The sequence below is a fragment of the Gemella sp. zg-570 genome (genome assembly GCF_018866345.1).
Lineage (GTDB): Bacteria > Bacillota > Bacilli > Staphylococcales > Gemellaceae > Gemelliphila.
In genome coordinates, this window is record NZ_CP076443.1 from 266237 (window position 1) to 290608 (window position 24372).

12 protein-coding genes, 7 tRNA genes and 3 rRNA genes are annotated in these 24372 nt (G+C 35.9%); 21 read left to right on the forward strand and 1 reads right to left on the reverse strand.

Going from position 1 to position 24372, the window contains the following annotated elements:
* Window positions 1-59 precede the first annotated feature (59 nt).
* Genes KMP11_RS01375 through KMP11_RS01385 form a run of 3 tightly spaced genes read left to right on the forward strand, consistent with a single transcriptional unit; the run spans window position 60 to window position 4134 of the window.
* Window positions 60-2102, forward strand: coding sequence for an HsdM family class I SAM-dependent methyltransferase (locus KMP11_RS01375; RefSeq protein ID WP_216279968.1), 2043 nt, complete (start codon window positions 60-62; stop codon window positions 2100-2102).
* Window positions 2042-3259, forward strand: a complete 1218-nt coding sequence (locus KMP11_RS01380) for a restriction endonuclease subunit S (protein WP_216279969.1) — start codon at window positions 2042-2044, stop codon at window positions 3257-3259. Before KMP11_RS01375 ends, KMP11_RS01380 begins: the two co-directional genes overlap by 61 nt.
* Before the next feature lie 20 nt (window positions 3260-3279).
* Entirely contained in the window at window positions 3280-4134 is an 855-nt protein-coding gene (locus KMP11_RS01385) for a BRO family protein (RefSeq protein WP_216279970.1), read from the forward strand.
* A 228-nt stretch (window positions 4135-4362) separates the two neighbouring features.
* On the opposite strand, the gene KMP11_RS01390 is transcribed toward KMP11_RS01385, so the two are convergent.
* Complete coding sequence (locus KMP11_RS01390) at window positions 4363-5271, reverse strand: LysR family transcriptional regulator (RefSeq protein WP_216279971.1); 909 nt, start codon at window positions 5269-5271, stop codon at window positions 4363-4365.
* Between the two features lie 277 nt (window positions 5272-5548).
* Between KMP11_RS01390 and KMP11_RS01395 the strand changes: the two genes are divergently transcribed.
* The 18 genes from KMP11_RS01395 to KMP11_RS01480 all read left to right on the forward strand — a co-directional run bounded on the left by KMP11_RS01395 (window position 5549) and on the right by KMP11_RS01480 (window position 23856).
* Window positions 5549-6745, forward strand: coding sequence for a M20 family metallopeptidase (locus KMP11_RS01395; protein ID WP_216279972.1), 1197 nt, complete (start codon window positions 5549-5551; stop codon window positions 6743-6745).
* A gap of 1 nt (window position 6746) precedes the next feature.
* Entirely contained in the window at window positions 6747-8114 is a 1368-nt protein-coding gene (locus KMP11_RS01400; RefSeq protein WP_216280169.1) for an MFS transporter, read from the forward strand.
* Between the two features lie 173 nt (window positions 8115-8287).
* The gene (galE, locus tag KMP11_RS01405) at window positions 8288-9310 is read left to right on the forward strand and encodes a UDP-glucose 4-epimerase GalE (RefSeq protein ID WP_216279973.1); all 1023 of its coding nucleotides are present in this window, start codon (window positions 8288-8290) and stop codon (window positions 9308-9310) included.
* 129 nt (window positions 9311-9439) lie between these two features.
* Window positions 9440-10654, forward strand: a complete 1215-nt coding sequence (locus KMP11_RS01410) for a lipid II:glycine glycyltransferase FemX (protein ID WP_216279974.1) — start codon at window positions 9440-9442, stop codon at window positions 10652-10654.
* A 191-nt stretch (window positions 10655-10845) separates the two neighbouring features.
* Window positions 10846-13287, forward strand: a complete 2442-nt coding sequence (gene leuS, locus KMP11_RS01415) for a leucine--tRNA ligase (protein WP_216279975.1) — start codon at window positions 10846-10848, stop codon at window positions 13285-13287.
* A gap of 9 nt (window positions 13288-13296) precedes the next feature.
* Window positions 13297-13521, forward strand: coding sequence for a KH domain-containing protein (locus tag KMP11_RS01420; RefSeq protein WP_215756916.1), 225 nt, complete (start codon window positions 13297-13299; stop codon window positions 13519-13521).
* Between the two features lie 225 nt (window positions 13522-13746).
* Window positions 13747-13947, forward strand: a complete 201-nt coding sequence (locus tag KMP11_RS01425) for a cold-shock protein (RefSeq protein ID WP_215756917.1) — start codon at window positions 13747-13749, stop codon at window positions 13945-13947.
* 267 nt (window positions 13948-14214) lie between these two features.
* Window positions 14215-17691: a YSIRK-type signal peptide-containing protein gene (locus KMP11_RS01430; RefSeq protein ID WP_216279976.1), complete on the forward strand. Its 3477-nt coding sequence runs from the start codon at window positions 14215-14217 to the stop codon at window positions 17689-17691.
* Between the two features lie 781 nt (window positions 17692-18472).
* Window positions 18473-20029, forward strand: a 16S ribosomal RNA gene (locus tag KMP11_RS01435).
* Between the two features lie 152 nt (window positions 20030-20181).
* Window positions 20182-23064: ribosomal RNA gene (locus tag KMP11_RS01440) — 23S ribosomal RNA — on the forward strand.
* A gap of 58 nt (window positions 23065-23122) precedes the next feature.
* Window positions 23123-23237: ribosomal RNA gene (rrf, locus tag KMP11_RS01445) — 5S ribosomal RNA — on the forward strand.
* Together the 16S, 23S and 5S rRNA genes with 7 tRNA genes alongside form the textbook arrangement of a ribosomal RNA operon.
* Before the next feature lie 33 nt (window positions 23238-23270).
* Window positions 23271-23347: transfer RNA gene (locus KMP11_RS01450), tRNA-Asn, on the forward strand.
* 6 nt (window positions 23348-23353) lie between these two features.
* Window positions 23354-23425: transfer RNA gene (locus KMP11_RS01455), tRNA-Glu, on the forward strand.
* A 2-nt stretch (window positions 23426-23427) separates the two neighbouring features.
* Window positions 23428-23503: transfer RNA gene (locus tag KMP11_RS01460), tRNA-Val, on the forward strand.
* Window positions 23504-23509: 6 nt separating this feature from the next.
* Window positions 23510-23593, forward strand: a tRNA-Tyr gene (locus KMP11_RS01465).
* An 11-nt stretch (window positions 23594-23604) separates the two neighbouring features.
* Window positions 23605-23679 (forward strand) — tRNA-Gln (locus tag KMP11_RS01470).
* Between the two features lies 1 nt (window position 23680).
* Window positions 23681-23753, forward strand: a tRNA-Lys gene (locus KMP11_RS01475).
* Window positions 23754-23784: 31 nt separating this feature from the next.
* A tRNA-Glu gene (locus KMP11_RS01480) sits at window positions 23785-23856 on the forward strand.
* Window positions 23857-24372 lie beyond the last annotated feature (516 nt).

Here is a 24372-nt window from a genome sequence, read left to right on the forward strand (position 1 = left end):
GACCTAACAAATATAAATATAGTATAATAAAACTAAAAAAACACAAAAAGGAACCCAAGATGGCAAAAATAAAATCAATAGAACCCAACATAGCAGACCTAGTAAACGGCTGGCTAAAAAACTACAAGCTAGACTACAAACTCGAACAAGAAAGCCTAAATGCAGAAATAGACAAGGCACTAGACGAATACAAATCAAAAAATGGAGGAAGTGGAGGCAACAGACCTGATGCCAAACTCCTACTACAAGACAAAAACCTAAACTACTACCCCGTCCTAATAGAATACAAAGGCTACAAAGACAAACTCATAAAACTAGACGAAAACGGAAATGTAGACAACAGAAACAGCAAAAACTCCCCCAACTACAAAAACATAAACGACTATGCAGTAAACGGAGCAGTCCACTACGCCAATGCAATCCTACACTACACAAGCTACACCCAAGTAATAGCTATAGGAGTAACAGGCTATAAAAACGACAAAGAAGAAATCAAACACACAATAGGAGTCTACTACGTATCAAAAGAAAACTTTGGAATAGGTCAAGAAATCGGAAAATACACAGACCTATCATTTTTAAGAAAAGAAAACTTTGACGACTTCATAAAAAAAATAAGTGAACTATCCCTAACAACAGAAGAACTAGAAGCCCTAAAAGACAAAAGAGAAAAAGAAATCAATGCCAGTCTAGTAAAACTAAACAACGACATATACGCAAGCGAAAAAGGACTTAGCGAAAACGACAGAGTATACCTAGTATCAGCGAGTATAATGGCAAACCTAGGAATACCTGGAGAAGTAAGCCCACTAGAAAAATCAGACCTAAAATCATCACAAGAAGAAGGCAACACAGACGGAGAAATCATAATAAGAAAAATAAAATCCTTCCTAAAAAAGAAAAACCTACCCTATACAAAACAAAAATTAATAGTAAGAAGTTTAGAAAACACCCTACTTTCAGACAACATAAACAAGGCAGTAAACGGAGAAAGCCAACTAAAAAGAATATTTGCAAAAATAATAGACGACTTAGGCATCTACTACAAAATAGGACTAACAACAGACTTCACAGGAAAACTATTTAATGAAATGTACTCTTGGTTAGGATTTACCCAAGACAAACTAAACGATGTAGTCCTAACACCCTCTTATGTAGCAAACCTACTCGTAAAACTAGCCAGAGTAGATAAAGACAGCTACGTTTGGGACTTTGCGACAGGTTCAGCCGGACTACTAGTAGCCGCAATGAACGAAATGATAATAGACGCCAAAGAAAAAATAAAATCACCAGCCGAACTAGAACAAAAAATACTCCAAATAAAAGCCGAACAACTACTAGGACTAGAAGTCCTATCAAACATCTACATGCTAGCCATACTAAACATGATACTAATGGGAGATGGTAGCTCAAACATACTAAACAAAGACTCACTAACAGACTTTGACGGCAAATACGGCTTTGGCAAAACAGAAGAAACCTTCCCAGCCACAGCCTTTATCCTAAACCCACCCTACTCAGCCCAAGGCAACGGCATGGTCTTTGTAGAAAAAGCCTTGTCAATGATGAACAAAGGCTATGCGGCAATCATCATACAAAACTCAGCAGGAAGTGGCAAGGCAAAAGAAATAAACCAAAAAATACTAGAAAAAAACACCCTACTAGCCAGCATAAAAATGCCAATAGACCTATTTGTCGGCAAATCAAGCGTCCAAACCAACATATACGTCTTTAGAGTAGGAGAAAGACACCAAAAAGATGAAATAGTAAAATTCATAGACTTTTCAAATGACGGCTACACAAGAAGCAACAGAAAAAAAGCAAGCAACAACCTAAGAGATACCGACAGAGCAAAAGAAAGATACGAAGAAATAACAAACCTAGTCCGCTTTGGCAAAAGCAAACTAAATATCTTTACAGAAAAAGAATACTATGAAGGACATATCGACCCAAACAATGGAGCAGACTGGAACCAGTCAGCCCCAATAGACACAAGACCAAAACTAGAAGACTTTAAAAAAACCGTGGCAGATTATTTGGCTTGGGAAGTAGCAAACCTTATAAAAAATACAGACCAGGAGGAAGCAAAATCAAAAAAATAAAAGCCTCACTGGATAAAAAACTAAAAAATATTCAGTGGGGCGAGTATAGGATTGGGGATTTGTTTGAGGTTAAATCATCGAAAAAAATTTTTCACGCTAACAATATAGAGATTATGGAAGAAAAAATATTAGATAGTTATCCTTATGTTGTTAGAAAAACTGGAGAAAATGGAATTAGAGGGTATATTAAACAAAGTGAAGAATTTTTAAATCCTAAAAATACATTATCTTTTGCACAAGACACATTCACGGTTTTTTACCAAAAGGAAAAATATTTTACAGGAAATAATGTTAAAATACTTGTGCCTAAATTTTCTGAATTTAATGAAAGTATTGGAATATTCTTTGTAGGAATATTTAAACATTTATTAAGTAATTTTAGCTGGGGGACAGGCTCTACTAAAGAATGGATAAATTCATTTATTCTAAAACTCCCAATCAAAAATGGAGAAATTGATTTTGAATTTATGGACGCTTATATAAGCGAGCTAGAAGAGGAGCGTATAAGCGAGCTAGCCGCTTACTTGACAGTAAGCGGCTTGGATAACTATAAGTTATCCACTCTTGAGCGTGAGGCACTAGACCTTGTCTTAGCAGATAAACTTACTTGGGCGGAGTTTAGGATTGGAGATTTGTTTGAGAAAATCAAAACAAAAAATTTAAAAATGAAAGTAGGAGATTTATCTCCTAGAAAGACAGAAAAATTCAATCTTCCAGTTTTAACCGCAGGAATTGAAAATCAAGGACTTAATAACTACGCTCCTAAAGCAAATGCAACTATATTAAAAAATGTAATTTCAATATCTGCTAATGGAGCAAATACTGGTGCAACATTTTATCAAAGTAAAGAATTTACAGTGTTACAAGATGCTTATGCAATATCTTGCAAGTTAGATTTTTCACTTAATGACAATCATAATTTGTTTTTAACAGGTGCAATTAGGAAATCTATATATGGTAATTTTGCTTGGACAGATAAAGCAGGTTGGGAAAAAGTAAAAAAAGAATTTATCCAACTCCCAACCAAAAACGGTGAAATTGATTTTGAATTTATAAATACCCTAATATCAGCCGTACAGAAGTTAGTTATTAAAGACGTGGTACTTTACGCTGATAAAAAAATTCAAGCAACTAAAGAAGTTGTGAAGAGGAAGTAAAAAATATAAGGAGATAAAATATGAATAATGAAATAAAATTATTTGAGGGCAATAAGATACGTTCGATTTGGGATAGGGACAAAGAAGACTGGTATTTTAGCATAATTGATGTTGTCGCAGTTTTGACGGAGAGTAAAGATGCTGGAGCTTATTGGAGAAAATTAAAACAAAGATTAAAAGAAGAAGCTAGCGAGGTCGTGACAAATTGTCACGCACTGAAATTAAAGTCGCATAAAGACGGTAAAATGTATAAAACTGACGTTGCCGATATGCAAGGGATTTTCCGTATCATACAATCCATTCCATCTCCAAAAGCTGAACCATTTAAGATGTGGCTAGCCCAAGTAGGAAAAGAAAGAATTGATGAAATAATTGACCCGGAACTAACAATCGACAGAGCCTTAGAAACTTATCTAAAAAAAGGCTATACAAGAGAATGGATTAACCAAAGACTACAAGCTATTCAAGTTAGAAAAGAATTAACTGATACTTGGCAAGACCACGGAGTAAGAGAGGGTAGAGAGTATGCAATTCTTACAAATGAAATTACTAAGGCTTGGACAGGTATGACAACAAGAGAGTACAAAGATTACAAGGGACTAAAAAAACAAAACCTTAGAGATAATATGTCTACACTTGAACTTGTATTAAATATGCTAGCAGAAGCTACAACAACAGAACTTGCCAATGCAACCAACCCCCAAGGCTTAGAAGAAAATAAAAAAGTTGCAAAACGTGGTGGCTCTATTGCAGGTAATGCTAGAAAAGAAATTGAAGAAGAAACAGGGCAAGCTGTAATAACATCAAAAAATGCTATTGATTTTGGAAAATTGATTGGTGATGTAACAAAATCAATTTCAGAAGATAAAAAATAAAATTTTAAAAAAGATAAGAAATAATCAAACCGTGATAAATTTTTACTCTTTAAAAATAAAAGTTGTAGAGTAAATGTATAAAACATTGTAAAATAAAAAAAGCAGACACTAAAGAAAATAAATTTTAAAAAAATAAAATTTTCTTATCTTTTTTCTACTCAAAACCAACTACAAATTTCAATTAAAACTTAAAAATAAAAAACTTACAGAAATTAGTAACTGTAAGTTTTATTTTTTTAAGTTTTCAAGAATGGTATTGAGTAAATTTATAGTTATTTGTGGTAGCTGTTCATTTTTTCTAAAGATTGCTATATATTCAGCCTTAATATCAGTTTTTTTAAAACTATAAATTGTAGCGTCTTCTTCAAGATAGTTATTAATTAAATTTTCTGGAATAAAGGTGCAGCCCATACCAGATTTAGCAAGATTGACTGCTGTTGGTACGGTACTTGTCGTAATAGAAGTATTTAATTCTAAATTATTTTTTTTGAAAAAATTTTCTACCATTTTTCCTATGCCGTATTGCAAGGGCGTTAAAATTATAGGTTCATTATTTAAGAGGGCAAGGGACTTAGAAAATTTTGTAATATCCTTTATCTTACCATTATATAATTTGCTAGATTTGTGAGCGAATAAATACATATTTTCAGTATAGATAATATTATAGGATAATTTTTCATTGAATATGGGCGACATACCAATAACAACATCGAGCTGGTTATTTTCTAACATTTCTTCGGAAATATTTTGATTTTTCTCAAATAATTCAATCATAATATTAGGATTTGTTTGTTTAAATTGGGGTATAACCTTATATAACATAGCCGTTGCCAAAGCTGGATTTATACCCAGACGAATTTTTCCTTTTTTGTTATTACGTATCAAGTCAAATTCACTCTGCATTTTCTGTTCCAACTTATCTATTTCAGTCAGATAGTTAAGGTATCTTTCCCCTGCAAAAGTTAAATTTATCTGCCCATTTATTTTTTGAAAAATTTTAATTTCTAATTCTTCTTCAATATTTTTAATAAATTTACTCAAGTAGGGTTGTGATACAAAAAGTTCAGTAGCTGCTTTTGTAATATTTTTACTTGTAATAATTTTAGTAAGATAGTCTAATTTTCTCTTATTATCCATATAAGCTCCTGTAAATAACTAAAGAGTTATAAAAAAAATTCTATTTAGTTATATTTAAAAATTTTATAATTTATTAGTATTATAACAAGTTGATATAGATATTATACAGAAAAATTTCTATAAAAGCTATTAAATAAAATAAATTTAATTTTTCTTTTAAATAATTATTAAATTTTTAAAATAACTATTTGGTTATGTTTTTTATTTTAAAAGGAATTTTACAAGAAATTTTAAGTCTATTAAAATTAAGTTAAGAAAAATAAAAGGAGTATTAATTATGAATAATCTTTTAAATAAAATTTATAAAATTTTAGAAGAAAAAGAAGAACGCATGATAGAAATTCGTCGTTATCTGCACGAAAATCCAGAATTATCTTTTTATGAAACTGAGACGGCAAAGTATATAAAAAATTTTTATAAAGATAAGGATTGTCAGATAAAAACTAATGTTGGTGATGGCTACGGAATAGTTGTTGATATTATGGGAGCAAAACCAGGAAAAACTATTGCTATTCGTGCTGATTTTGACGCTCTACCAATTCAAGAAGAAACAGGTTTACCTTATGCTTCAAAGAAAAAAGGTGTAATGCACGCTTGTGGTCATGACGCACACACAGCCTATATGTTGGTTTTGGCAGAAACACTTATTGAATTAAAAGATGAATTAAGCGGTAATGTTAGGGTAATTCATCAGCCAGCAGAAGAAGTGCCACCGGGTGGAGCAAAATCTATGGTTGAGGCTGGGGTTCTTGATAATGTAGATGCAGTTTTAGGTATTCATGTTATGAGTACAATGCCAACAGGAAATGTTGAGTACAGGGCAGGGGCAATTCAAACAGGACGAGCAAATTTCAAGGTTACCTTAAAAGGAAAGGGTGGTCATGGTTCAATGCCACATCTTGCTAATGATACGATAGTTGCGGCATCTCATTTTGTAACTGCGGTGCAAACTATAATTAGTAGAAGAGTAAATCCTTTTGATACAGCAGTAGTTACTATTGGTTCATTTGATGGAGTGGGTTCTGCTAACGTAATAAAAGAAAAAGTAACTTTGGAGGGTGATGTTCGTATTATGAATGAAGAAGCCCGTGATGTTATCGAAAAAGAATTTACAAGATTATTAGCAGGTATCAGTTCAGCCTTTGGTCTTGAATATGAACTTGATTACAAAAATGATTATCCAGTCTTGGTAAATGATTATGAAGTTACAGCCCTAGTAAAAAAATCACTAGAAGAAAATAAAATAGCAGTAGTTAAAAATGTTCTTGAGTGTCCTAAGCAAACACCGTCAGAAGATTTTGCTTATTATGCACAAGAAAAACCAAGTTGTTTCTTTTATGTAGGAGCTTATAAAGAAGGGTCTGTAATGTATCCACACCATAATCCAAAATTTAATATTGATGAAAAATCAATATTAATATCTGCCAAAGCTATGGCAACAGCCTTATTAGAATGTTTAAAGGAGAATGAATAAAATGCAAACAAATTACAAGGGAACAAATAAATTATTAATCGGTATTGTACTAGCAGTTTTAGCTTTTTGGTTATTTGCCCAATCAATGTTAAATATAGCACCTGACGTACAAAAAACTTTAAAAATTTCAGCTGGTGCTATGAATATCGGTATTTCAATAACAGCTCTATTTTCTGGAATTTTTATTGTTGCAGCTGGAGGTTTAGCTGATAAATTAGGTCGTGTTAAATTTTCTTTAATAGGTCTTGTTTTAAATATTATAGGGTCAGCCCTATTAGTAGTTGCGACTGGTTCAGGTTTATTTATAGCAGGTCGTGCCTTGCAAGGTCTTGCAGCCGCATTTATTATGCCAGCAACAATGGCACTTGTTAAAACTTATTATGACGGAGCAGAACGTCAACGTGCAGTTAGTTACTGGTCAATCGGTTCTTGGGGTGGTTCTGGTCTTTGCTCTTTATTTGGTGGGGCAGTTTCTAGTTCACTAGGTTGGAAGTATGTATTTATTATTTCGATTGTTGTTTCAGTAATAAGTATTTTACTAATTATGGGAACACCAGAAAGTAAAGTTAAATCTGATAAAAAACAAAGTTTCGATTATGTAGGATTAACTATTTTTGTAATAACAATGCTAGCCTTAAATATCGGAATTTCTAAAGGAAAAGAATTAGGTTTCTTAAGTCCGCTAACACTAGGTTTAATAGCAGTAGTAATTGTTGGTCTATATGTTTTCTACAAAGTTGAAGTTAGTAAAAGTAATTCTTTTATAGATTTTTCTTTATTCAAAAATCAAGGTTATCTAGGTGCAACAATTTCTAACTTTTTACTTAATGCAGTAGCTGGAACATTATTCGTAATTAATTCTTACATGCAACAAGGTCGTGGCTTAAATTCTCAAAAAGCCGGTATGATGTCTTTAGGTTATCTAGTTTGTGTTTTAATTACTATTCGTATCGGAGAAAAATTATTACAAAAAATGGGTTCAAGAAAACCAATGTTAATTGGTACTCTTATTAATGCTATCGGGATAGCTCTTATGGCCTTAACAATGGTTCAAGGTTCAACTTATTTTGTTTTAGTATTTATTGGTTATGCCTTATTCGGAACAGGTCTTGGAATTTATGCAACACCTTCAACAGATACAGCAATTTCAAGTGTGCCAAACGAAAAAGCTGGAGTTGCAGCAGGAATTTACAAAATGGCAAGTTCATTAGGTGGAGCTATCGGAGTTACGATATCAGCAGCAGTTTATAATGGTTTAGCATCTGGCAAAGATTTTACAGCTGGAGCAACTTACGGATTAATTACTAACGTAGCATTTTGTATATTTGCAATTATGTCAATAGTATTTATAATACCTAAGAAAAAATAAATAATTTTAACTCAACACATACTAATCTAAATTTAGTTAGTAGTGTTGGGTTTTTTATATTAAGTTTAAAACTAAGTTTACAATTTTAGGTTTTGTTGACATTCTAATTAATATAATATAGAATTATCATATATTGGAATAAGGAGAAGTCTATATTAGACGTGTTTCAGATTATGACAAAAAAAATATTGGTTACAGGTGGAGCTGGTTATATCGGTTCTCACACTTGTGTTGAATTATTAAATTCAGGTTATGAAGTTGTAGTTGTAGATAACTTGTATAATGCTAATGAAAAAAGTTTAGAAGTAGTAAAAAAAATAACTGGTAAAGATTTGACTTTTTATAAGGCAGATATTCGTGATGAGAAAAAAATTGATGAAATTTTTAAAAAAGAAAAAAATATTTTTGGTGTTATTCACTTTGCAGGTTTAAAAGCAGTAGGTGAATCTTGCCAAATTCCTCTGACTTATTATGACAATAATATTTCTGGTACGCTAGTTTTGTGTGAAGTTATGAAAAAAAATAATTGTAAGAATATAATTTTCTCATCTTCTGCAACGGTATATGGCGACCCGCATACAGTACCTATAAAAGAAGATTTTCCACTGTCAGCAACTAATCCTTATGGACGAACTAAGTTAATGTTAGAACAAATTTTAGGAGATGTTTATACGGCTGATAAAGAATGGAATATTGTGTTACTTAGATACTTTAATCCGATAGGGGCTCATGAATGTGGAGATATGGGAGAAGACCCAAACGGCATTCCAAATAATTTACTTCCTTACATATCACAAGTGGCAGTAGGAAAATTAGAAAAAGTAAATGTTTTTGGTAATGACTATGACACGCATGACGGAACTGGGGTGCGTGATTATATTCACGTTGTAGACTTGGCAAAGGGTCATGTTCTAGCCCTTAAAAAATTAGCAGCTAATTCTGGTTTATCTGTTTATAATTTAGGAACTGGAAAGGGCTATTCAGTTCTTGATGTTATAAAAAATATGAGTATTGCCGTAGGTAGACAATTGCCTTATGTTATTGCTAAGCGTCGTAGCGGAGATATTGCAACTTGCTATGCTGATGCGAGCAGGGCAAAAGAAGAGTTAGGTTGGCAGGCAGAATATGATATTTCAAGAATGTGTGAAGATTCTTGGCGTTGGCAAAGTAAACATCCAGACGGTTATAAAGAATAGTAATAATATTGGAGTAGACTTTAGCGAGCTACTCCATAATTATTTTGAGAATTTATAAAATTTTAAAATTCACTTAAGTAATAAAATTTTAGAAGTTGATAGTCAAAATATTGATAAAGGAAAAATATAATGAAATTTATAGATGATATAAGTATAGAAAAATATAATGAATTTGTAGAAAAAAATATAAATTGTAGTATTTTTCAATCTCCTGGCTGGGTAAAAGTAAAAAATACTTGGGGGTATAAAAGACTTGCTGTCATAGACGACAATTCTAACGTTTTAGCGACGGCACAAATTTTAACAAGAAGCGGTCTATGGTATCTACCGAGAGGGCCCATTCTTGATTATAATAATGCAGAACTTTTAGAATATTTTTTAAAAAACTTAAAATTATATGCAAAAAAAAATAAGGCTAAGTTATTAAAAATAGATATTCCTGAACCCTTGAAAAATGCCCCTAAAAAAGAATTTCTTGAAGCTAAAGAAGATAGTAAAAAAGAAAGTATCATGTCAATTTTTAAAAAGGCTAAATTCAAACATAAGGGTTTTACTTTGCAAATGAGTGATACTATCCAACCAAGATTTGAAGCTGTAACCTATTTGAACGAAAATTTTGAAACTGAACTGCCCAAACGCACACATAGATTATTAAAAAATTCAGAAAAAATATTAATTGAAACACAGTGTATGGATAAAAATGGTTTAGATGACTTGATGTTTGCCCTATCGGGTACGGAGCAAAGAAAAAATATTACTTTACGTAATAAGGAATATTTTGAAAATCTTTTTGAAATTTATGGCAAAGACTGTATAATTTATACAGCCTATATGGATGTTAAAAATTCACTAAGTAAGTGCAGGCAAAAAGAAGAAGAAATTTTAGAAGAAATAGCTAGTCTTAATGAGAAGATGCGTAAGAAAAAATATAAACTTGAAGAGAGTTTGCAGGGAATACAAGGTTTAATAAAATATTTTGAAGACTTATATGAAGAAACTCATGAAGAAAGACACGTAATTTCTTCGGTCATATCAGTTAAATACGGCCTAAGTTCAGAAATTCTTTATGGCGGTATGAACGGTAAATTTTCAAAAATCCCTGCTCAATATAAGGTCTATGTAGAAACAATGAAGAAATTTTTTGAAATGGGAGCAGTAAAAACTTCTATGGGTGGAGTAGAAGGTAGTCTTGAAGATGGATTATTACTTTACAAGTCTCATTTTAATCCAAATGTAGTTGAACATTATGGAGAGTTTGATTATGCCATTAGCAAAACTTATAAATTTATGTACGACTATGGTCTGCCTTTACGCAGAAAAATTTTAAAATTAATAAGAAGATAAAACTGTAAAATATTTATTTTACAGTTTTTTATTTTAGAAAAATAAAATAATTTTTAATTTTTGTAGAAGAAAAAATTTTTAAAAAAATAAAAATTCTAAACAGAAAATATTATTTTTTTAGAAAAATCTTAACTTAATAAAGCATTGCTAAAAAATTTAAAAATTGCTATAATGTAAACAATGTAAGAAGAATGGAGTGTGAAAAAGTGTTTAACCATAGAGTAATAGAAAAAAAATGGCAAGATTATTGGGAAAAAAATAAAACTTTTAAAACAAGCGACGATATGTCTAAGGAAAAATTTTATGCCTTAGATATGTTTCCTTATCCGTCAGGAGCTGGTCTGCATGTAGGACATCCAGAGGGGTATACAGCAACCGATATATTGAGTAGATATAAAAGAGCTAAGGGTTATAATGTTCTTCATCCTATGGGCTGGGACGCATTTGGTTTGCCGGCTGAACAATATGCTCTGGATACTGGTAACGACCCGAGAGAATTTACGAAAAAAAATATTGACACCTTCCGTCGTCAAATAAAAGAATTAGGATTTTCTTATGATTGGGATAGGGAAGTTGATACAACAGACCCTAACTACTACAAGTGGACGCAGTGGATTTTTATTCAATTATACAATAAGGGCTTGGCTTATGTTGATGAAGTTCCTGTAAACTGGTGTCCAGCCTTGGGAACAGTTTTATCAAATGAAGAAGTAGTAGACGGAGTTTCAGAACGTGGAGGTCATCCTGTTGAACGCCGTCCTATGCGACAATGGGTTCTAAAAATAACAGAGTATGCAGAAAGATTACTTCAAGACTTAGAAGAATTAGACTGGCCTGAAAGTTTAAAAGCTATGCAAAGAAACTGGATTGGAAAATCTGAGGGAGCAGAAGTAGATTTTGAAATTTTTGGACATGACGAGAAATTTACAGTATTTACAACACGTCCTGACACCTTGTTTGGAGCAACTTACTGTGTATTAGCTCCTGAACATAAATTAGTAGAAAAAATTACAAGCCCTGAACAAAAATATGTAGTTGAAAAATACTTAGAAGAAGTAAAACGCAAATCTGATTTGCAACGTACCGACCTTAACAAAGATAAAACAGGAGTATTTACTGGAGCTTATGCAATCAATCCAATAAATAATAAAAAAATTCCGATTTGGATAGCTGACTATGTTCTTATGTCTTACGGAACAGGGGCTATCATGTCAGTACCTGCCCACGACGAGCGAGATTTTGAATTTGCTAAAAAATTTAATTTGCCGATTATATCAGTAATAGCTGGTGGAGATGTTGAAAAATCTGTCCACTTAGAAGATAATGAACACATCAATTCAGAATTTTTAGACGGACTTAACAAGGCTGACGCCATAGAAAAAGCAATAGAATTTTTAGAAAAAAATAATTTAGGTCAGAAAAAAGTAACTTATAAACTGCGTGATTGGTTATTCTCTCGCCAGCGTTACTGGGGAGAACCAATACCAGTAATTACTTGGGAAGATGGAACAATGACGACTGTTCCTGAAGATGAATTGCCTTTACTGCTACCAGAAACAGACAATATAAAACCATCTGGCACAGGAGAATCACCCCTAGCTAATCTAAGTGATTGGGTAAATGTAGTTTGTCAAAAAACTGGTAAAAAAGGAAAAAGAGAAACTAACACAATGCCTCAATGGGCTGGCTCTTGCTGGTACTATTTAAGATACATAGACCCGAATAATAGCGAAAAATTTGCTGACCCAGAAAAATTAAAATATTGGTTGCCAGTTGATATTTATATAGGGGGAGCTGAACATGCAGTTCTGCATTTACTTTATGCAAGATTTTGGCACAAAGTTTTATACGATTTAGGACTAGTTCCAACAAAAGAACCATTCCAAAAATTATTCAATCAAGGTATGATTTTAGCAGAAAGTAAAAATGGTAAACCGGAAAAAATGTCTAAATCAAAAGGCAATGTAGTAAATCCAGACGATATTGTAAAATCACACGGAGCTGATACACTAAGAGTTTACGAAATGTTTATGGGGCCACTTGATGCGTCGATAGCTTGGTCAACAAATGGTTTAGACGGTTCACGCCGTTTCCTAGATAGAGTTTATCGTTTGCTTGTTAATGAAGAAACAAATCAAGTTAGTGAAAAAATTGTCGACAAGGATAATACTGATTTAGAAATAAGTTACAATTTCACAGTGAAAAAAGTTGGAGAAGATATAGAAAATCTACAATTCAATACAGCAATTTCACAACTTATGGTTTTCGTAAACGACTGTAACAAGGCAGAATTTATTCCGAAAAAATACGCTTTAGGATTTATTCAACTACTGGCTCCATTTGCACCACACTTAGCAGAAGAAATGTGGGCTATATATGGTAATACAGAAACTTTAGCCTATGCTTCATGGCCGACTTATGACGAAAGCAAACTCGTAAGCAATACAGTAGAAATAGTTGTTCAAGTGCTAGGTAAGGTGAGAACAAAATTAGAACTTGCTAAAGATTTATCAAAAGAAGAATTAGAAAAACAAGTTTTAGCTAATAAAGAAGTTCAAACATTAATAGAAGGAAAAAATCTTGTAAAAGTAATTTCAGTTCCAAATAGATTAGTAAACTTGGTAGTAAAATAAGGAGAAAATATGGAAGAATTAATTTATAATATTGTTAGTGAAATTGTAGAACATAAGGAAGAAATAAAAATAGAAAAATTTATAAAAAATGCTAGAGAGCATTATGTTCTAAGTGTCCACCCAGACGATTGCGGAAGAATAATAGGTAAAAAAGGTATGACTATTAATGCCATAAGAACAGTATTAAATTCTACAAACTTCACAAAAAAAGTTTATTTCAATATAGCTGAATAAGAAAGGAGACCTAGTTTTTAAATTTTAAAAATTAGGTCTTTTATCTTGTAATCTTTAAAATAATAGTGTATAATATATAAAATCAATAAAGTATTAAAGTAATAATTGTAATATAGGTATAAGTTATGTAAGTGAACGGCGGTTTATTTTTTATTTATTATCTTTGGAGCAAAAATTATATTAAATAGGTATTGATAAAAAATAAAATTTAAGGAGACCGAGCTTATGCAACAAGGTACAGTAAAATGGTTTAACGAAGAAAAAGGATTTGGATTTATTTCAGTAGAGGGTGGAAAAGATGTGTTCGTACATTTTTCAGCTATCACTAAAGAAGGATTCAAAACTCTTAAAGAAGGGGACAAGGTAGAATTTTTAGTAGAAGAAGGAAATCGTGGTCCTCAAGCTGCAAATGTAGTTGTTCTTTAATAAGATATATTTTAAGTAAGAAAGTCAGAGATTTTTCTCTGGCTTTTTTATTTTTTACTATATTTTCTTGAAGTTTTATTAATAAAATAAAATTTTATAATTTTAGGGAAAAATATTTATTTTTTAAGATATTTTTATAGCATATTTTAATAAAATATATTATAATTTATAAAACATAGGTAAATTGTCTAAAAATAATTTTAATAAAAGTTCTAATAATATATAAATAAACTATAATAAATAATATAAGTTAAATAGGAGGAAAAAATGGACAAGAAGAAAAAATATGCTATAAGGAAGCTAACAGTAGGCGCAGTGTCAATAGCGGTTGGTTTAAGCCTAGTAGCTAGCAATATAAAGACAGAAGCCCAAGAACCCAAAGGGCTAGAAACAAAATATAATAAAGAAGACGGCTACATAGGCGAGACAAAAGACGAGTCGATATTAGGTGTGTTATATAAAAAAGAGGGTAGAATATTCCTAAAAGCAAAAGCCCTGCAAGATGTGGAAAATGTAAGTGTAGAAATATATGACCAAAAAGGCAATAAGTACCTAAGTAAAATAGCAAAACTTAAAGCAGAAGAAGAAGAAGAAATAGAAGTAAAAAAAGAAGGGAAAAGAGTACTACCTAATACAGCTTTGGTAAGAAAAACACTAGCCTTTGAAGCCCAAACAGGGGAAGATAGCTATAAAGTGCGAATAAGCTATGATGTAGAGGAGGATATCCAAGCGGCAAGCCCAGAAGTCCCAGCAAGTCAAGGACAACCAGAAGCAAGCCCAGCAGCACCAGAAGCAGAGACTGCACCAAGTCAAGGACAACCAGAAGCTGAGGGAACGCCAGAATCAGGAACAGTTGTAAGAACTCAACCAGGAACAGAAGCAAGCCCAGAATCAGCAGCCCCAGCAGCTCCAGCAGAATCTCAGCCAATGGGAGGAGCAGCAACAAGCCCAGCAGCTCCAGCAGGAACTGGAGCAATGCCAGGAGCAGAACCAGCCCCAGCTGATAACACAGGAACAGAATCTCAACCAGACACAGGAGCAGAAGCAAGCCCAGAAACTGGAGCAGAACCAGCAGGAACTGGTGGAGAGATGCCAGCAACAAGCCCAGAATCTCCAGCTGAGAACACAGGAGCAGAAACAGGTCCAGCAGGAAGAGGTGAAGTAGCCCCAGCAAGACCAGAAGCAAGCCCAGCAGCTCCTGCAGGAAACCCTGGAGTAATGGGAGAAAATACAGCAGAAGCAAACCCTGGAAATCATGAAATGCCAGAAACAGGTGGAGCAATCGCAGGAGCAGCCCCAGAAGCAGGGACTGCGGCAAGTCCAGAAGTCCCAGAAGAAAACACAGGAACAGAATCTCAACCAATGGGAGAAAATACAGAAGTAGCGGGAACTGGTGGAGATATGGCAGCAGCAAGTCCAACAGCCCCAGCTGAAAATAATGGAGCAATGGCAGGAGCAGAAAATACAGCAGAATCAAACCCAGGAACTGGTGGAGATATGGCAGCAGCAAGTCCAACAGCCCCAGCTGAAAATAATGGAGCAATGGCAGGAGCAGAATCTCAACCAATGGGAGAAACTGGAGCGGCAGGAAGTGGCGAAACAGGCCCAGCAGCCCCAGCAGAAAACAATGGAGAGATGCCAGAATCAGGAACAGTTGTAAGAACTCAACCAGGAAATGAGGAGGGTATGGCAGAAGCAAGTCCAGAAACTGGAGCAGAACCAGCAGGAACTGGTGGAGATATGGCAACAGCAAGTCCAGGAACAGGAACAGAATCTCAACCAATGGCAGACGCAGGAGCAGCGGCAAGCCCAGAAACTGGAGCAGAACCAGCAGGAACTGGAGCAAGTCCAGGAACTGGTGGAGATATGGCAGCAGCAAGCCCAGGAACAGGAGCAGAAACAGCTCCAGCAGAATCTCAACCAGGAAATCATGAGATGCCAGCGGCAAGTCCAGGAGCTGAAGAAAGACCAGAAGCTGGAGCAAGTCCAACAGCCCCAGAACCAAGCCCAGAAAACGGTGGAGATATGGCAGCAGCAAGCCCAGCGGCTCCAGCAGAAAACAATGGAGAGATGCCAGAATCAGGAACAGTTGTAAGAACTCAACCAGGAAATGAGGAGGGTATGGCAGAAGCAAGTCCAGAAAATGGTGGAGATATGGCAGAGGCAAGCCCAGTAGCTCCAGAAGCAAGCCCAGCAGCCCCAGAAACTGACGACATGGAAGAAGAAGCTCCAGAGCCAGAACCAACAGAAAAGTTATATGTAAATACCAGTGCTAGTGAAGAAGGAGACGGAAGTAAAGAAAAACCATATAATGACCTAATGGATGCGATAGAGGCCGCAAATGATGGGGAAGCTGTCGTCTTACTGGGAGATGTTAATTTATCAACATATATGAACAATAGTACCCTAACTACTAGTAAATCTATAACTATTGATGGGCAGGGACATACAATTTATGGTAGAGACCTAAGCTATTCATTTAAAGGAGACAAAACAGTACTAAAAAACATAACACTATCTAGCACGCAAGATGGTTATACCCCTCAATATATCTATACTAACCACTCTAGTGTAACCTTTGATAATGTAACAACAAGACCAATGGGTACTCAAAATCAAGATGCTTTTATCTTAGTAGTAGGTAGTGATAGTAGTGATGTTGCAACAGAAAAAGATGTTACTGTTATTTTTAAAAACTCACCAGCTCCAACAGAACACACTCAAGGAAGAGATGGAAAATCTTACACGGGAACTGCCTTTAAAAAAATTATAACTGCTAATATGAATAATAGTACAAGCAGAAAAATAAAACTAAAACTTGACGCTCATACTAGAATCGACACATCAAGTAGCAATCCTATGGGTATAAGTCTATCAAGTGGAAATCATATGAATACTGGAGAAGTTAGCATAACATTAGAAGGAAATAGTGATATAAACTATATTGATGCTAGCAATGCAAGCAATAGTAGCTTAATACTAAAAAACCGAAATGGTAATAAAAAATTAGATATTAAAAATAAGATAAACAATATCACATTAAACAATTCAAGTGTAACTTTTTCTAATAATGTTAAAGATATTGATACATTAGAGATGAAAAATGCCAATGATAGTGTCCAAGTAGCACCATCTACTAATATGAATATAGGAAATATCAAATCAAATGGTGGAAAAATAAAATTAGGATTAAATTCAAGTATAAATGTTAAAAATAATATAAGTGGCAACTTAAATCTGTCAATTAATCCACAAAAATTCGAAATAACTGATGAATCAAATGAAAGAATATATCTTACTGTTGGAAGTGGTAATTTAGATGAGGTAAATGCAAGTATAGAATTTAATGAAAAAAGTGGTGATGCTTCAAATTACGAATTAAAAAAAGAAGATAAAAAACTTAAATTAGTTAGAAAGAATCAAGCTAATATAGCTATGGAAGATGAACCTTTAGTAGCTCCAACTGCTAGTTTTACTGAACCTGAAGAAGAAGACGGTATTTTAAATGTATTCTTTGATATTAATGGAGAGGGTATTACTAGTAGAAAACTTATAATTAAAAAAGCAAGTGATGATTCTACTTTTAAAAACATAACTTTAGGAAATAGTGATTTTTCATATATTCTTAGGGATCTAACAAGCGGTGAAAAATATAAACTGAAATTAGAAATTGAATATGATTTAAAAGACGGTAGGGGAACACAAACTCTTGAAGAAGAATATAGTGAAGAAGTAAGTGTATAAAAACTCACATAAAATAATAAGGTTACTAGAACTTAACATAAAATATGTATATTTTAATTAGTTATAATTTTAAAATTTAAAAGTAAGATAATATATAGAAAAATATTTAGGCTAGATAAAAATCTGGTCTAAATATTTTTTATTTTATCCTTAGATAGATCTTAAAATTCTAATTTCATAGAAAATTACTTATTAAAATAAATATAAAAATGCAAGTTTATTATAATTAACTAGGAGCTTATTTTTAATTATTAGACAAGTTTATTAGGAAGTAAAAAAAGAATTAAGATAAGATAATTTAAAAAATAATATATAATTTACTATAAAGAAAGTAGCACTAGTATTTTATTATATATGCTATATGGCTTAAAGATTATAAATATATACTGTTTAAGCATCTAAGAAAATAAACTTATTCACAGCCAATAAATAGAATAATATTCTTTAGAAGCTGATTAAAAAACCCAAAAAACACTTGACAAGAAACAAAAACAAATGCTAGAATAAAAAAGTCCTAAAAGACCAACAATTCATAGAAAAAAACAAGCAAAAGTTCATAAAACAAAAAAGCTTTTTAAATATTTTTTAAAAATTTTAAAAAAAATAAAAAAAACACAAAAAAGAACTTGACAAAGAAAAAATAGAATGATAGAATATAAAAGCTGTAAAAAAAGCAGCAACTTGAACATTGAAAACTAAAAGAAAAAGTCAACGTTAATTCCAAAAAAAGTTAAAAAAGACAACAAAAAACTTTAAAAGAGCTAATCAAACAAACAAATAAAATTTGGAGAGTTTGATCCTGGCTCAGGACGAACGCTGGCGGCGTGCCTAATACATGCAAGTCGAGCGAAAAGATGTAGGAGCTTTGCACCAACAACTTTTAGCGGCGAACGGGTGAGTAACACGTAAAGAACCTGCCTCATAGACTGGGACAACTACTGGAAACGGTAGCTAATACCGGATAAGATTAAAATCGCATGAAGAAAAATTAAAAGTCGGAGAAAACTGACACTATGAGATGGCTTTGCGCTGCATTAGCTAGTTGGTAGGGTAAAAGCCTACCAAGGCGACGATGCATAGCCGACCTGAGAGGGTGATCGGCCACACTGGGACTGAGACACGGCCCAGACTCCTACGGGAGGCAGCAGTAGGGAATCTTCCGCAATGGACGAAAGTCTGACGGAGCAACGCCGCGTGAGTGAAGAAGGATTTCGGTTCGTAAAACTCTGTTGTTAGGGAAGAATGACTGTATAGTAACTATATACAGTAGAGACGGTACCTAACCAGAAAGCCACGGCTAACTACGTGCCAGCAGCCGCGGTAATACGTAGGTGGCAAGCGTTGTCCGGAATTATTGGGCGTAAAGCGCGCGCAGGTGGTTTAATAAGTCTGATGTGAAAGCCCACGGCTCAACCGTGGAAGGTCATTGGAAACTGTTAAACTTGAGTGCAGGAGAGAAAAGTGGAATTCCTAGTGTAGCGGTGAAATGCGTAGAGATTAGGAGGAACACCAGTGGCGAAGGCGGCTTTTTGGCCTGCAACTGACACTGAGGCGCGAAAGCGTGGGGAGCAAACAGGATTAGATACCCTGGTAGTCCACGCCGTAAACGATGAGTGCTAAGTGTTGGAGTCAAAAGACTTCAGTGCTGCAGCTAAGGCATTAAGCACTCCGCCTGGGGAGTACGGTCGCAAGACTGAAACTCAAAGGAATTGACGGGGACCCGCACAAGCGGTGGAGTATGTGGTTTAATTCGAAGCAACGCGAAGAACCTTACCAAGTCTTGACATACAGTGAAGAGATAAGAGATTAAATTGTTATTGCCTATGGTAATACACTGATACAGGTGGTGCATGGTTGTCGTCAGCTCGTGTCGTGAGATGTTGGGTTAAGTCCCGCAACGAGCGCAACCCTTATAACTAGTTGCCAGCAGTAAGATGGGGACTCTAGATAGACTGCCAGTGACAAACTGGAGGAAGGTGGGGATGACGTCAAATCATCATGCCCCTTATGACTTGGGCTACACACGTACTACAATGGATAAGAACAAAGAGAAGCGACCTTGTAAAAGCAAGCCAACCTCACAAAACTATTCTCAGTTCGGATTGTAGTCTGCAACTCGACTACATGAAGCTGGAATCGCTAGTAATCGCGGATCAGAATGTCGCGGTGAATACGTTCCCGGGTCTTGTACACACCGCCCGTCACACCACGAGAGTTTATAACACCCGAAGACGGTGGCCTAACCGCAAGGAGGGAGCCGGTCACGGTGGGGTAGATGATTGGGGTGAAGTCGTAACAAGGTAGCCGTATCGGAAGGTGCGGCTGGATCACCTCCTTTCTAAGGAAAAAGGAAAAACATTGACAATTTCTTTTAGTTTTGAGTGTTCAAACACTCAAGCACAATGAAAACAGAATATATATTATAAAGAAGATTTACAAGAGAAAAACCGAGAAAAAGAGTTCAAGGAAAAAACGAAGCCAAAGCTACACGATTAAGTAGAAAAGAGCACACGGAGAATGCCTTGGCACTAGGAGCCGAAGAAGGACGTGACAAACGACGAAACGCTACGGGAAGACGTAAGTAATCAAAGATCCGTAGATATCCGAATGGGGCAACCCGGCAGAAATAAAAAGCTGTCACCCGAAAGGGAGGTAACGCAGAGAACTGAAACATCTAAGTACCTGCAGGAAAAGAAAGAAAAATCGATTTCCTAAGTAGCGGCGAGCGAAAAGGAAAAAGCCCAAACCCTAAAGCATGCTTTAGGGGGTTGTAGGACTATCAACAAATTGGAGAAAAGCCATAGTCAAATCGCATGGGAAGGCGAGCCAAAGAAGGTAAAAGCCCTGTAGACGAAATGGCAAATTGAAAAGAGATAGAACCTGAGTACAGCGGAACACGAGAAATTCCGTTGGAAACAGCCAGGACCATCTGGCAAGGCTAAATACTACCTAGTGACCGATAGTGAACCAGTACCGTGAGGGAAAGGTGAAAAGAACCCCGGGAGGGGAGTGAAAAAGAACCTGAAACCGTGTGCTTACAACTAGTCAGAGCACTATATAAGTGTGATGGCGTGCCTTTTGTAGAATGAACCGGCGAGTTACTCTATCATGCAAGGTTAAGTGGAAGACATGGAGCCGAAGCGAAAGCGAGTCTTAAAAGGGCGAAATAGTATGATGGAGTAGACCCGAAACCAAGTGATCTACCCATGGCCAGGTTGAAGTTTAGGTAACACTGAATGGAGGACCGAACCAGGACACGTTGAAAAGTGTTTGGATGAGCTGTGGGTAGGGGAGAAATTCCAATCGAACTTGGAAATAGCTGGTTCTCTCCGAAATAGCTTTAGGGCTAGCCTCGTTAGAAGTTTATTGGAGGTAGAGCACTATTTGGACTAGGGGCCCATCCCGGGTTACCGAATTCAGATAAACTCCGAATGCCAAATAAATATAAACGGGAGTCAGACTGCGGGTGATAAGGTTCGTAGTCAAAAGGGAAACAGCCCAGACCGCCAGCTAAGGTCCCAAATTGTATGTTAAGTGGAAAAGGATGTGATGATGCACAGACAACCAGGATGTTGGCTTAGAAGCAGCCACCATTTAAAGAGTGCGTAATAGCTCACTGGTCGAGTGACATTGCGCCGAAAATGTACCGGGGCTAAACAAACAACCGAAGCTGCGGATATAACTAATGTTATATGGTAGGAGAGCGTTCTAACAGCGGTGAAGCCGAACTGGAAGGTGAGGTGGAGCGGTTAGAAGTGAGAATGCCGGTGTGAGTAGCGAAAGATAGGTGAGAATCCTATCCACCGAAAGACTAAGGTTTCCAGGGGAAGGCTCGTCCGCCCTGGGTAAGTCGGGACCTAAGGTGAATCCGAAAGGAAAAGCCGATGGACAACAGGTAGAAATTCCTGTACCACCAAATATCAATTGAGAGAAGTGGGGACAGAGGAGGTTAAGCAATCGTACTGATGGAATAGTACGTCTAAGCGCAAAGTGAGCGAGGTAGGAAAAACCGCCAAGCATAATCATGAAGCGTTAAGGGGAGCGAAAACAAGTAGCGAAGTTGCTAAAACCAAACTCTCAAGAAAAGCCGCTATCGAGATAAGAGGTGCCCGTACCGCAAACCGACACAGGTAGTTGGGAAGAGAATTCTAAGGTGAGCGAGAGAACCATCGTTAAGGAACTCGGCAAAATGACCCCGTAACTTAGGGAGAAGGGGAGCCACAGAGATGTGGTCGCAGTGAATAGGCCCAAGCGACTGTTTATCAAAAACACAGGTCTCTGCAAAACCGCAAGGTGAAGTATAGGGGCTGACGCCTGCCCGGTGCTGGAAGGTTAAGAGGAGTGCTTAGCGCAAGCGAAGGTATGAATTGAAGCCCCAGTAAACGGCGGCCGTAACTATAACGGTCCTAAGGTAGCGAAATTCCTTGTCGGGTAAGTTCCGACCCGCACGAAAGGCGTAACGATTTGGGCACTGTCTCAACGATGGACTCGGTGAAATCATAGTACCTGTGAAGATGCAGGTTACCCGCGACAGGACGGAAAGACCCCATGGAGCTTTACTGTAGCTTGATATTGAATTTTGATGCAGTATGTACAGGATAGGTAGGAGCCTAAGAGACGTGCACGCCAGTGTACGAGGAGGCGATGTTGGGATACTACCCTTGCTGTATTGGAATTCTAACCTAGAGAATAGAAAACTCAGAGACAGTGTCAGGTAGGCAGTTTGACTGGGGCGGTCGCCTCCTAAAGAGTAACGGAGGCGTTCAAAGGTTCCCTCAGAATGGTTGGAAATCATTTAGAGAGTGTAAAGGCACAAGGGAGCTTGACTGTGAGACAGACAAGTCGAGCAGGTGCGAAAGCAGGACTTAGTGATCCGGTGGTACCGAATGGAAGGGCCATCGCTCAACGGATAAAAGCTACCCTGGGGATAACAGGCTTATCTCCCCCAAGAGTCCACATCGACGGGGAGGTTTGGCACCTCGATGTCGGCTCATCGCATCCTGGGGCTGTAGTCGGTCCCAAGGGTTGGGCTGTTCGCCCATTAAAGCGGTACGCGAGCTGGGTTCAGAACGTCGTGAGACAGTTCGGTCCCTATCCGTCGTGGGCGTAGGAAATTTGAGAGGAGCTGTCCTTAGTACGAGAGGACCGGGATGGACGTATCAATGGTGTACCAGTTGTTGCGCCAGTGGCATAGCTGGGTAGCTAAATACGGACGGGATAAGAGCTGAAAGCATCTAAGCATGAAGCCCCCCTCAAGATGAGATTTCCCACGTAGTATAAGACCCCTTGAAGACGACAAGGAGAATAGGTTAGGAGTGTAAGTGTGGTAACACATTGAGCTGACTAAAACTAATAGGTCGAAGACTTAATCAAGTAAGTTTTGGAATTGACAAAGTAGATTGGATATAATATAATATATATAAAGTTTTCGTCTGGTGGCGATAGCAAAGAGGACACACCTGTAACCATACCGAACACAGAAGTTAAGCTCTTTAGCGTCGAGGGTAGTTGGTCTTAGAACCTGCGAGATTAGAACGTTGCCAGGCTTTAGTCTTTAGCGAATGCTTTAGGCTTATGATTCCACAGTAGCTCAGTTGGTAGTAGCATCTGACTGTTAATCAGAGGGTCGCAGGTTCGAGTCCTGCCTGTGGAGCCATTTTTTGGCCCGTTGGTCAAGTGGTTAAGACACCGCCCTTTCACGGCGGTAACACGGGTTCGAATCCCGTACGGGTCATTGGAGGTTTAGCTCAGCTGGGAGAGCACTTGCCTTACAAGCAAGGGGTCAGCGGTTCGATCCCGTTAACCTCCACCATTTAATGGGAAGATAGCGAAGAGGCTAAACGCGACGGACTGTAAATCCGTTCCTTAGGGTTCAGTGGTTCGAATCCACTTCTTCCCACCATTTAATCATATTGGGATATAGCCAAGCGGTAAGGCAACGGACTTTGACTCCGTCATTCCCTGGTTCGAATCCAGGTATCCCAGCCATGAGCCATTAGCTCAGTTGGTAGAGCATTTGACTTTTAATCAAAGGGTCGAAGGTTCGAGTCCTTCATGGCTCATTATTAAAATGCCTTAGAGGCATTTTATTTTGGCCCGTTGGTCAAGTGGTTAAGACACCGCCCTTTCACGGCGGTAACACGGGTTCGAATCCCGTACGGGTCATGCAGAGGCGAGTTTTACTCGCCTTTTTTATTTTGTTTAATATTTTAATTGTTTGCTAGAATATAACCGTCTATATTCTTAATGAAAAGAAAAATATTTTAATATAAGAATATAAAAAGTATATTAACAAAATAGCAAAAAAGTTATAAAAGTTTGTATATTTATCAAAAAAGAAAGAACGAAACTGAATGATTATCTTCTTTATGTATAAACAAAAAAAGCCTTTATAATAATTAGTAATGATGAAAAAAAACAAAGCTAATTGTTTTAATATATAGAAAATTTTTTAAAGAAACAAAAATAAAACACCAAAAAACAAAATATGAATATAAATATTTTAAAATATCAAGCTTAATAGCTTTTTTATAGAATTTAAAATTATATTTTTATTTCTAAATAAAAATCAATTAATTATATAGAAAAAACTATAATAAAATTTTTCTGTATAGTTAAAAATAATATAAAGCAGTAAAAAATTTTTATTTTTATATAACTTAGCAGAAATTTTAATTTAAA

Excerpts from the sequence above, each read along its gene's own strand:
- KMP11_RS01375 (WP_216279968.1), top strand. The coding sequence starts at position 60 with ATGGCAAAAATAAAATCAATAGAACCCAACATAGCAGACCTAGTAAAC.
- KMP11_RS01385 (WP_216279970.1), top strand. The coding sequence starts at position 3,280 with ATGAATAATGAAATAAAATTATTTGAGGGCAATAAGATACGTTCGATT.
- KMP11_RS01390 (WP_216279971.1), bottom strand. The coding sequence starts at position 5,271 with ATGGATAATAAGAGAAAATTAGACTATCTTACTAAAATTATTACAAGT.
- KMP11_RS01395 (WP_216279972.1), top strand. The coding sequence starts at position 5,549 with ATGAATAATCTTTTAAATAAAATTTATAAAATTTTAGAAGAAAAAGAA.
- KMP11_RS01400 (WP_216280169.1), top strand. The coding sequence starts at position 6,747 with ATGCAAACAAATTACAAGGGAACAAATAAATTATTAATCGGTATTGTA.
- galE (WP_216279973.1), top strand. The coding sequence starts at position 8,288 with ATGACAAAAAAAATATTGGTTACAGGTGGAGCTGGTTATATCGGTTCT.
- KMP11_RS01410 (WP_216279974.1), top strand. The coding sequence starts at position 9,440 with ATGAAATTTATAGATGATATAAGTATAGAAAAATATAATGAATTTGTA.
- leuS (WP_216279975.1), top strand. The coding sequence starts at position 10,846 with ATGGAGTGTGAAAAAGTGTTTAACCATAGAGTAATAGAAAAAAAATGG.
- KMP11_RS01420 (WP_215756916.1), top strand. The coding sequence starts at position 13,297 with ATGGAAGAATTAATTTATAATATTGTTAGTGAAATTGTAGAACATAAG.
- KMP11_RS01425 (WP_215756917.1), top strand. The coding sequence starts at position 13,747 with ATGCAACAAGGTACAGTAAAATGGTTTAACGAAGAAAAAGGATTTGGA.
- KMP11_RS01430 (WP_216279976.1), top strand. The coding sequence starts at position 14,215 with ATGGACAAGAAGAAAAAATATGCTATAAGGAAGCTAACAGTAGGCGCA.